This window comes from Gluconobacter sp. (assembly GCF_047723935.1).
Lineage (GTDB): Bacteria > Pseudomonadota > Alphaproteobacteria > Acetobacterales > Acetobacteraceae > Gluconobacter.
Genome location: NZ_JBDOBO010000071.1, coordinates 1540 through 11089, shown reverse-complemented (window position 1 = coordinate 11089; position 9550 = coordinate 1540). Strand labels below are relative to the sequence as shown.

10 protein-coding genes are annotated in these 9550 nt (G+C 53.2%); 6 read left to right on the top strand and 4 right to left on the bottom strand.

Features of this window, described 5'->3' with window-relative positions; all coding sequences use genetic code 11:
• The first annotated feature begins 468 nt into the window (after positions 1-468).
• The 3 genes from ABF979_RS14190 (at position 469) to ABF979_RS14180 (ending at position 3506) form a co-directional block, all read left to right on the top strand.
• Entirely contained in the window at positions 469-1584 is a 1116-nt protein-coding gene (locus ABF979_RS14190; RefSeq protein WP_415560488.1) for a Fic family protein, read from the top strand.
• Positions 1585-1749: 165 nt separating this feature from the next.
• Entirely contained in the window at positions 1750-2097 is a 348-nt protein-coding gene (gene mobC / locus ABF979_RS14185; protein WP_415560487.1) for a plasmid mobilization relaxosome protein MobC, read from the top strand.
• Entirely contained in the window at positions 2094-3506 is a 1413-nt protein-coding gene (locus ABF979_RS14180; RefSeq protein ID WP_415560486.1) for a hypothetical protein, read from the top strand. Before mobC ends, ABF979_RS14180 begins: the two co-directional genes overlap by 4 nt.
• A gap of 198 nt (positions 3507-3704) precedes the next feature.
• On the opposite strand, the gene ABF979_RS14175 is transcribed toward ABF979_RS14180, so the two are convergent.
• A complete protein-coding gene (locus tag ABF979_RS14175) occupies positions 3705-4298 on the bottom strand; it encodes a recombinase family protein (RefSeq protein WP_415560485.1) in 594 nt (197 codons plus the stop codon).
• 644 nt (positions 4299-4942) lie between these two features.
• Between ABF979_RS14175 and ABF979_RS14170 the strand changes: the two genes are divergently transcribed.
• Positions 4943-5107 (top strand): hypothetical protein, encoded by a 165-nt coding sequence (locus ABF979_RS14170; protein WP_415560484.1) that lies wholly within the window; start codon positions 4943-4945, stop codon positions 5105-5107.
• A 16-nt stretch (positions 5108-5123) separates the two neighbouring features.
• Here the strand turns inward: ABF979_RS14170 and ABF979_RS14165 are convergent, their stop codons facing one another.
• Positions 5124-5783 carry a hypothetical protein gene (locus tag ABF979_RS14165; RefSeq protein ID WP_415560483.1) on the bottom strand — a complete coding sequence of 220 codons (660 nt, stop codon included), beginning with the start codon at positions 5781-5783 and terminating at the stop codon, positions 5124-5126.
• 375 nt (positions 5784-6158) lie between these two features.
• Between ABF979_RS14165 and ABF979_RS14160 the strand changes: the two genes are divergently transcribed.
• On the top strand, positions 6159-6719 hold the full coding sequence (locus ABF979_RS14160) for a recombinase family protein (protein ID WP_415560482.1): 561 nt from the start codon (positions 6159-6161) through the stop codon (positions 6717-6719).
• Positions 6720-6739: 20 nt separating this feature from the next.
• On the opposite strand, the gene ABF979_RS14155 is transcribed toward ABF979_RS14160, so the two are convergent.
• Together ABF979_RS14155 and ABF979_RS14150 are read right to left on the bottom strand one after the other, a co-directional pair.
• Entirely contained in the window at positions 6740-7654 is a 915-nt protein-coding gene (locus ABF979_RS14155; RefSeq protein ID WP_415560481.1) for a hypothetical protein, read from the bottom strand.
• Between the two features lie 10 nt (positions 7655-7664).
• Positions 7665-8516 (bottom strand): hypothetical protein, encoded by an 852-nt coding sequence (locus ABF979_RS14150; protein ID WP_415560480.1) that lies wholly within the window; start codon positions 8514-8516, stop codon positions 7665-7667.
• Positions 8517-8614: 98 nt separating this feature from the next.
• On the opposite strand from ABF979_RS14150, the gene ABF979_RS14145 reads away from it, so the two are divergent.
• Entirely contained in the window at positions 8615-9337 is a 723-nt protein-coding gene (locus ABF979_RS14145) for a recombinase family protein (protein WP_415560479.1), read from the top strand.
• The last annotated feature ends 213 nt before the right edge of the window (positions 9338-9550 follow it).

The window sequence follows — 9550 nt, the reverse complement described above, 5'->3', positions numbered from 1 at the left end:
GCGTCTGAAGTGGAAACCGGATTGCAGACGAATCAGCACAACAGGGCTCGTTTTGTAGAAGCCCTTTGTAGAAGAATGGGGGCTCCGGGTTGCTGAAAACCCTAAAAGCCGTTTATTTTCAATAACTTAGATGTGATGCGAACTGCGGGACTCGAACCGGCTCCGCATCATTTTTGAGATGCTGGGAGTGTCTCAATTTCGGCAGAAAACGGCGGAATATGAAGCTCTTCTCAATGAACGTTATGGAGTACAGGTTTGGAGAAAAACTTTGGTTCGTCAAGGGCTGCACGACACTACACATATCCAAATGAAAGGATGAGAAATCTTGTCATGAAATCGGTCTAGTCCGTTGCGGGTTATTCCGGGTTTATGTGCGGGAAAATTGGTCGTAAGGATGATTGATAGATTAAACTTCTATCAATCATAAAACATGGATAAAGTGATCGATATAACTCTGAGGTATCGATCATGCGTTGGAATTGGCAGCTTCCGGACTGGCCGCACTTTCAGTTTGAGAAAATCCGGTTGCGGGATGCTGAAACGCAGTTCCTAAAGGGAGCAGGCGTTGTCGTGGGTGCCATGCAGCATCTCGACAAAGACGCCAGTCAGCAGCTTGTCGTTCAAATGATCTCTCAGGAAATGGTCGAGAGCTCGGCCATTGAAGGCGAGGTGCTTGATCGGGCCAGTGTTCAATCCTCGATTGCCCGACAGCTAGGCTTTGCAGCAGACAGGCGACGTTCCACGCCTGCCGAGGCAGGAGCCGCTGAACTGATGGCAGATCTGTATCGTCATTATGCCTCTCCTTTAACGGACCAAAGTCTGTTTGACTGGCATGCCATGCTCATGAACGGCCGTCGTGATCTGGACGTCATCGGTGGATATCGAACTCATGCTGAGGCCATGCAGATTATCTCCGGCCCCCTTCATGAACCGCACATCCATTTTGAGGCCCCGTCATCTCAAAGCGTGCCTTCCGAGATGGCGCAGTTTATTGACTGGTTCAACAGAACCGCTCCACATGGCACTGACCCCTTACCCGCGATTGAACGGGCTGCGATTGCGCATCTGTGGTTTGAAACCATCCATCCTTTCGAAGACGGGAACGGTCGCATCGGAAGGGCCATTGCTGAAAAAGCACTGGCGCAAAGTCTTGAAGCTCCGACGCTGACGGCTTTGGCTGCGACCATCAATACGCACAAGAAGGCGTATTATCTCGAACTGCACCGAGCCAGTGAGACGAACCAGATAGAGGGCTGGATGATCTGGTTTTCCCAGATCGTACTGGAAGCTCAATCTCGCACGCTTCAGACCATTCGGTTCCTGATCGAGAAGACGAGGCTTCTGGACCGCCTTCGGGGAAAGCTGAACATTCGTCAGGAAAAGGCTTTGCTTCGGATGCTGGCTGAAGGGCCTGATGGATTTCAAGGTGGTCTGAGCGCCCAGAATTATCGGTCCATCACCGGGGCAACGTCTGCCACCGCAACTCGTGACCTGGCAGAGCTTGTCATGCTCGGAGCGTTCAACCGGACAGGAGAAAACCGGTATGCCCGATACAGTTTACTGATTGGGCAGCATCGACCCTAACAGCAAAAATTCAGGCTCCGACGGTAAGCATTCAGATTGGCTACATTGGTAGAGCAAGCCGTGGCGATCTGCGGATACTTTGTATTCCTCAATCGCCATCTTGCCAGGAGGAACTTCGTTCCCCCGTGGACCCCCTTTGTACCAGCCGAATGGCGGAGACTGACCATGGTCAAAAAATCACCTGCTGCACAGGGCCGCAAACGTGATGTTCGTGTCCGGCTTCCTGATGATCAACATGGCGAAGCCGTTGCTGAAGCCGCTCGTCAGGATGTCTCATTATCGCGTTACGTGAGAACACTCCTACGAGAACATTGCCTGACAGGAAGGCGGCCAGACGAAGTTGCATCCGCGTTGACCAGCCTGTCTCGACAACTTTCACGCATCGGGAACAATCTCAATCAGATCGCTCGTGCTCTGAATGCCGGAAACCACGCACCCGTCTCTCAGGTCCTGAAAGACGTTCAGGCTGCAAACTCCGAGGCCCGGGCTCTGCTGAGAAACCTGCGACCATGATTGTCAAAGCGACCAGAATTCGCACGGGCAGCGGTCATGGAAAACTGCTTCGTCACCTGTTGAGAACGGACGAAAACGAACAGGTCTCAATCCTTCGGGGCACGGAGCACGATCTGATCGAAGCTGTCAAAGACGCTCACGCCAGACACAACACCTATGCTCTCCGTCATATCATCTTCAGCCCCGACGAACCGCTCAGGAAAGGCCAGTTAGGCTGGCTTCAGAAAACGTTTCGCGAGGAATTCAAGGCGGACGGCCCCCTCTTCGCTGTGCGCCACGACAAGAAACGGGCAGGCAGCAACGTCGAGGCCGAACACTACCATCTCATTTATGCCGAAGCTCTGGAAACCGGCCTGGTTCTGGACAGCCGCTTTTCAAAACGACGCCATGAAAAGATCGCCCGACTGGCCGAGATAGAATTTGGTCACGCCCTGACTCTCGGCAAAGGCACACAGGCCGTCATTCATGCGCTTGAGGCAAACGGGAAAGCCCGGCATGCAGATGTCCTGCGTGCTGCAACCTATGAGAATGACCGAACGCCGGACGCTGCTTTTACTCACGCCCAGCACCAGGCGACGAAACGCCGGTCAGGACACTCGGTTCTGCCAGCGATGCGGGCAGACATCCTGACCCTCTGGAATGCTCATCATCGCATTCTGGGGGATTTCATAAATGCCGCAAACGAGGTCGGTCTCCTTATTTTCGAAGGCGACAAGGACGGTGTCTATCTGATCGAAGACGAAGCCAGAAACCGGCTTGCTCTTCATCGTGTGCTTGGCCTGAAAAAGCGTGAGCTGGCGCATTTGATGCAGAATGCCAATCAGCCAGCACCGAAGACTCCCAAACCTCTGAAGGCTCGGGATGTGATGGAAAAAAGTCTGGTGCCCGTTCGTGTTCCTCCCAGGCCTGTGCAAGACTATTTTGACAGTTTGGCGTCCATCATCCGCCCTCAATGGACGCGGGCCGAGTGCAGACCAAAGATCATTTCTCGCCCCTGGCACGCTGAGATCAGGCGGCTTGAAAACATGTCTCTCGAAGAAGAGCTGTCCCGGCATCTCGAAGCCCTGATTGCCCGGATGCTGAATGCCCTGTTCGGGTGGAACCTGACGGTGCCTGTCACCTCTGCCGAAGAAGCACGGGAGCTTGTTGATGACTATGCCAGACGGTGTGCTGAAAACCGACAGTCCGATGTTCAGGAGCATTTCAGATCGCCTTCCGTTCGCGCCGCCCTCAGTGAGCGGCGGAAACTCCGGAAAGCTCTTTTAAGTCGAGACCCAGAGATCGTCTCTGCACTGGAACTGGGTCTTTTCGACAACCTGCTTTTGCCCCGCCAGGGACCTCACTCCACTCCTGCCGCCCCCAACCCGGTCGTATCCGCAAGGCCGGTATTTTCCGGTCCGGGGCGGTAAGAAAATGTACCTCGTGTCTCACTTTTCCGTACTTTGCGACCTGTACCTCGTGTCTGTATTAAGGCACTGAAAAAGCTCAGTTTTTTCAAGGTTTCTCGCCTCAGAAAAAGGATGGAAATTTTCCCTTCCCTGCGTTGCTGTCTCACGGACAGAACAGGCTCCTTTTACCCACGGCATGCTGCCGTAAAGTCTCCCGCTTCAGGCGGCCTTTCCAGTCTCCATCCTCTCGGTTGTCGCTTCTAAAAGCCGATAGATTGTTCGGGGTGCAACACCATACCGCCGCGCAACACTGCGCACCGCTTCACCTCCGTTGATGGCCCTGACCGCCTCCTGACGACCTGCCGGACTCATGGCATGACGTCTTCCCAGCAGCTTTCCTGATGCCCGAGCGGCATGAAGACCAGACATCGTTCGTTCCCGGATGATATCCCGCTCCCATGCCGCCACACTGGCCAGAACACCGATGATCAGGTTTCCTGCCGCCCCTCCCGTATCTGCGCCCAGAGCCAGAATACGCACACCAACCCCTTTGGCTTTGAGGTCCTGAATCAGAGTCAGGGTGTCGATCGTATCTCGTCCCAGCCGGTCGAGCTTCACAACCGTCAGTGTGTCGCCGTTGCAAAGGTGCTCAAGAAGCGTTTGCAGCACAGGACGTCTGGCAGCACTCACACTGCCGGAGACGGTTTCCACAAAACAGTTCTCCGGAACAATCCCGGCCTTTCTCAGTTCCAGCACTTGCGGATCTGTCGTCTGCCCGTCAGTCGAAACCCTGGCATATCCATAGGTCGTCATTTCGCATGCCCTTTCTGTCACACTGGACGTCGCAAAACCTCTCGTTCCCCCGAGATGATGCGAAACCGGTCGTTTGTGTCACTGGGTTTGGGAGGTGGACGTGCCCGACAGAGCGCAAGTTCAGCTCTGATCCTCAAAAATCGTCGGTCTACGCATTCCCTCAGGTAAGAAAATGTGTGGATCGCACCTTCTTGGTTCCCTTCTACAAGATTCCTGAAAACATTAGATATCTGCCGTTTTTCTGGAGTTACGAATGACGTGCGTCTTCTTTTGTGAGCGAGGCTGTGACACTTGTCATTGCGGGTTGGGTATTCAGAAGGTTCTGATCTCTCTTCGGCATCGGTCAGGTCCAGATGTGCTGAGTTGACATGCCATTGCGAAAGTTCATTGACACTCTCATCTTGAAAAGCCCGAAGGAGAAAGAGGGCATCTCCCCGACGCTTTTTATCCCATAGAATACGTTTGGCTTTAGAAAGGTCCTCGTGTGAAAGACCCGAAAGCTTCGGACTGTCGAATTTTCCTGTGTAGAATTCATCCCAGAAACCGAGAAAACCTATTCTAAGACCAAGGAACCTGAAATCGCAGTATGTTACTTCATCGTCGTCTCGACAAAAATCTCTCAGGAGATATGCAAGAGCAGCTTCATGATCGTCTATTTCCTTGAAAGCGTCTTCTTCGCGACATTTGTCATTGATGAAATTCTTGAAGACGATTTGCCGAACGGCCTGTTCGTGATCTGGATGAATGCACAAAATGATATGCAGATGCGGAGTTTCATCCTTGTGAAGGTGAATTTTCTTCATCCCTAAAAAAATAATTCCTTGTTTACGAAGACTCCTCGTGATCTTTTCCCCATCTACTCAGTAATTCCTTCTTAGCAGTTTCATAGCTTGAAACATGGAATTCACGTGGCAAAGTCAGAGTAATAAAAAACCCTTTGTAAGACAGGATATCTACCGCGCTCCGTATAACGAGATTTGAAATGAGAAAAAATTTCTGTCTCCGGTTGAATCTGCTATTTTTAGCCGATTCATATGCGGTTACTTTTCTTCCTGCTTCTACTCTGACGATATAAGACTTCTTCTTTCCAATTTTTCTGGAAATGAATTCTTTTTCCACAATATCCTCGGCGGGTGGTATGTTCAGATATCGCCGAATGTTTTTTCTGATTTTTCTGGATTTTATGCTCAGGTTCGTCCCACCCTGTTTCATTGATCGGCTTGAATACCGTTTAGGCTGCGTCCCCATGTAAGAAGACATTTCCAGCGCATTCTCGGTCGCCAGATCGAACCTGGAGAAGATGCGGGTGATCTCTTTGCAGACATCCAGCGGGTCTGGCCTTGCACGGACAACCTCTTCAGCCCTGCTGTAAGCCAGATCAACCAGTCGTCCTCGATAGAATGAATGCAGCTTCTGGAAGGACCTTGCGGTCTCCCGGTTATATTCCCTGAGCGCCGAAACCAACGTTTCATCTGAGAAAGACATGATCGCATTCATCCACCTCCGGCTGATGCGGGCAGGCGAGATGCGAGGTTCATGTCATTGAAGCCAGATCTTCACCAACGTTTCCTTTGCCAGAAGATCTGAAAGGAAACATCAGTATATAGACTATTCCGGCGCAACAATTCCAATTACGGGGAATTGTGGATGATTTTTTAATCAATAACCAAAAATATTCATACTTGTTTTATTCTGTCAACTTCATGGGATAATTCAGAATTAACCTATCAATTCATTCCGTTAATATTTTTTGTTGCTGTCATTTTTCTCATCATGATGGATTTTCCCCGACCAAATTCTTAATCCTGAACAGATGCTATGATAATCGCATCAGGAATTTTCCCGCTCAGGAGGTCGGTCATGGCACGGTACGGATACGCTCGGGTCTCAACCGACGCCCAGACGACCGACCCCCAAATCCTGGCTCTTCGCAATGAGGGGGTGGAAAACATTGTCGTGGAAACGGTTTCCGGTTCCGTTCCAGCTCATGACCGGGCCGCGCTGTCTTCCCTTCTCAAAAAACTGGAACCAGGTGACAGCCTGACTGTTGCACGGCTGGACCGCCTTGGACGCGATACAGTCGACGTGCTCGAACTCGTCAGGCTTTTGGATAAACGGGATATCCGTTTGCGCATTCTGAATCTGGGTATCGAGACGGGCACGTCGAATGGCCGTCTGTTTCTGACCATTCTCATGGCGATGGCAGAGTTTGAACGAGAGCTCATTCGTGAGCGGACTCTGGCAGGCATCGCCGCAGCCCGGGCGGCAGGAAAGCTCATCGGACGTCCACCCCGCCTGACGTCCGTTCAGCGTCAGCACATTCGCGAGATGGCGCAGCAGGGCAAGTCTCTCAGAACGATTGCCAGACTGTTTCGTGTCGGACCAAGCACTGTCCACCGCGTCGTGCAGCAGACAGCTTAAAGCCAGTCATCGGTATCAGCTTAGTGGCGTATCCTGCCCTGCCTGTTCTTGAGTGCAAGACCGGCAAGACCAAAAGCTGCGATGAGTGCGAGCCAATACCCGCTGTTCCAGGACGTCGCGTGAATCAACGAGGAGACCTGCTTCTCGACCATCACCTGCATATCGCGCTGCATTGCGCCATCGCCTCCCAGACCGCCGAAAAGTTGGCCGGTGCTTTTCACTGCATCCGCTGCGAAATGACGCAGCTTCGTATGCACCACGAGCGGGAGAGTAATCAGGAAGACAAGAGGTAGGATATTCAACATCTGCGCTCGTTTGAACGTCAGCCATGGTGCAATCCAGGGCAGGGCGATCACCAGACATCCGATCAGACGCCAAAAACCAAAGTGAACGGTAAGATCGGCGGCACCGGTATCAACCCCCAGCAACTGACTGACGGTGTAGGCCAGATTGACGCCAAGTATCGTATTGCCAGCCTCAAGGCTCCAGCCGGGAAGCACGAAAAAGCCGAGCAGCAATGCACTCGACAGGACAACACCTGGCACCGTCATGCGGTCTCTCTGTGCCTGGAGCAGAGGCAACACTTTCTCGCCAAATGTTCCACCGTTCGAGCGAAGGGTTTGACCCAATGCGCTGAGCGTTTCATGGGTTAGAACATCGCGCCCGAGCAAACGCACTGCGTTGACGTCGCCATTCGCTGCCAGTGTGAACACGACTTTCTGGTTGCGAGCGGGAGCGGCTGTTCCCTGCCAGACCTTGGGCAGCACGAAGGAATATTGCTGGCAATCAGCGACGATCAGACCTGGCGTAGCATCGGGTGTTTTGATGATCACCCCCCGATGTTCCGGCTCATGAGGCACTCTGGAAGTCTGACTGTTACCAGGAAAGGTGTTTGCTTCTTCTGGTGCCACGTTTTGCAAAGGGGATACGGTCATGACCACGCCCTCACAATGCTGGCTTGACGGTGTTGTGGGCCAGCTTTGCGTCTACAGCCGCATTGAGCTGCTTGATGACTTCAGCCGTTATGGTCTGGACAGCTCCGATATCCTCGATCGCAATGCTCAGATGACTGACGGCTGAAGGATTTTGCGGGACCACATCAACCGCTATCTGCATCCAGGCTTGCGTGACAGACGCCCGTGGATCGGACGACGGCGAGAATGCAACAGGGTCGCCATGAGCTTTTTCGGTGACCGTGCCATCCTTGAGTGCATACAGAGCGGTCACGGTAGAAGCATTGTAAAGAGACGGGAGATGAGCGCTATACCGGGTGACAAGCTCCGCTTTCAAAGCATCGTACCCCGGAGCATTAGTAGCCGGATAATCGACACTGCGCTCGACTTTGATGACGACGCCTCCCATGACGGGAGGTGCCGGCGACACATTGATGGCGTCGCCATTTCGTTGGCAGGAGAGCAGAGACGGATAAGACTTGGTCTCCATATCGACCCCCTTATAAGAAGTCCGCAGGGTCTCGGTACGAATTGATGGGTCCGCCTGACAGGCCTGGCGAAGCTGGGCTGTTGCCTCCAGTGCAGACATGCCCAACGAGATCCCCATGAGAGAGGCATGTCCCAGTGCATTGTCTATTGGACGATACGTCAGGGTCTTTTGCAGTGTCACGCCGCCATTATCCTGAGGAGCCTGCGGCGTTGCGGGCGTATTGGGAATGTGACCAGCCCCCATCCCCATGGCGGCGTTGACCATGCTGCGCCGAAAAGCTGCTACGGCATCCTGTGCATGGGCGACCGGTGGCAGGGCACCGCACAGTAAGAGACAGACGACTACCCGTTTCATGAATTTCTCCGGACCAATGACCTGACGCTGGCGTGACGACGTTGCAGCCAAACTGCAAACACACAGGAGACAATGAGAACTCAGACAGGATACTCTCCTTGTCTGCTCCTTTTCTCTTTTGGTCCTGCTTCGCTGACCTGCAACGCTGGGTTTCACAATCCGTCGTTTTTGGGGCAGGTCAGGAAAATCGGGTCCTGCTGTTCCGAAATCCTGTTCCGGAACGCAGGGAGGTCAGAAGCATGACACGGTATGGCTACGCACGGGTTTCGACAGGCGACCAGGTCTGTGACGGGCAGGTATCGGCTCTTCAGAAAGAAGGTGTGACGGAAATCGTATTTGATACGGTGTCAGGCAGCGTGCCTGCTGCCAGTCGACCGGGGCTTGCTGGCCTGCTCAGTCGCCTTAAAGAAGGAGACAGTCTGGTTGTGGCGTGTCTGGACAGGCTGGGTCGTAACACGCTCGATGTCATGGGGTTGGTGAATAACCTGACGGACCGCCACATCCGGGTGCGTATTCTCAACATCGGGATTGAGACGGGTACCCCGAATGGTCAGTTGTTCCTGACCATCCTGGCAGGCTTTGCGCAGTTTGAACGGGAACTGATCCGCGAGCGAACAAGGGCAGGACTTGCGGCTATCCGACTGGCCGGGAAACAGCTCGGGAGACCACATGTTCTGACAACCCGGCAGAGAAAACACGTCAAGGAACTGAGTGCTGCTGGCCGGTCATTGGGAGAAATCGCAGGAATTTTCCGGGTCAGCCGCACGACAGTCTGGCGGAAAGTCCACTGCGGCCTGCACTGTTCCAATACCGGGAGTTAAAGAACAGGACTTGCTGTCTCATTCAGACTGTTATTGACAGCATTCCTTAAATGACCGGTTTCGGGACAGTTAAACGCTCCTGACGCAGGGCGGTTGCCGGAAAGGCGGTAGTCTTGTGAAGTCAGCTCCGGGGGGGGGGGGCGCGGATTGTCTGGTTGGGGAGAAAATTTTGTAGATGCGTCTCCTCAAATAAAAAATCTTCCCGTTATGTTG

Coding starts and splice junctions, on each gene's coding strand:
- mobC (WP_415560487.1), top strand. CDS start 1,750: ATGGTCAAAAAATCACCTGCTGCACAGGGCCGCAAACGTGATGTTCGT.
- ABF979_RS14165 (WP_415560483.1), bottom strand. CDS start 5,783: ATGTCTTTCTCAGATGAAACGTTGGTTTCGGCGCTCAGGGAATATAAC.
- ABF979_RS14160 (WP_415560482.1), top strand. CDS start 6,159: ATGGCACGGTACGGATACGCTCGGGTCTCAACCGACGCCCAGACGACC.
- ABF979_RS14170 (WP_415560484.1), top strand. CDS start 4,943: ATGATCGTCTATTTCCTTGAAAGCGTCTTCTTCGCGACATTTGTCATT.
- ABF979_RS14175 (WP_415560485.1), bottom strand. CDS start 4,298: ATGACGACCTATGGATATGCCAGGGTTTCGACTGACGGGCAGACGACA.
- ABF979_RS14150 (WP_415560480.1), bottom strand. CDS start 8,516: ATGAAACGGGTAGTCGTCTGTCTCTTACTGTGCGGTGCCCTGCCACCG.
- ABF979_RS14180 (WP_415560486.1), top strand. CDS start 2,094: ATGATTGTCAAAGCGACCAGAATTCGCACGGGCAGCGGTCATGGAAAA.
- ABF979_RS14155 (WP_415560481.1), bottom strand. CDS start 7,654: ATGACCGTATCCCCTTTGCAAAACGTGGCACCAGAAGAAGCAAACACC.
- ABF979_RS14190 (WP_415560488.1), top strand. CDS start 469: ATGCGTTGGAATTGGCAGCTTCCGGACTGGCCGCACTTTCAGTTTGAG.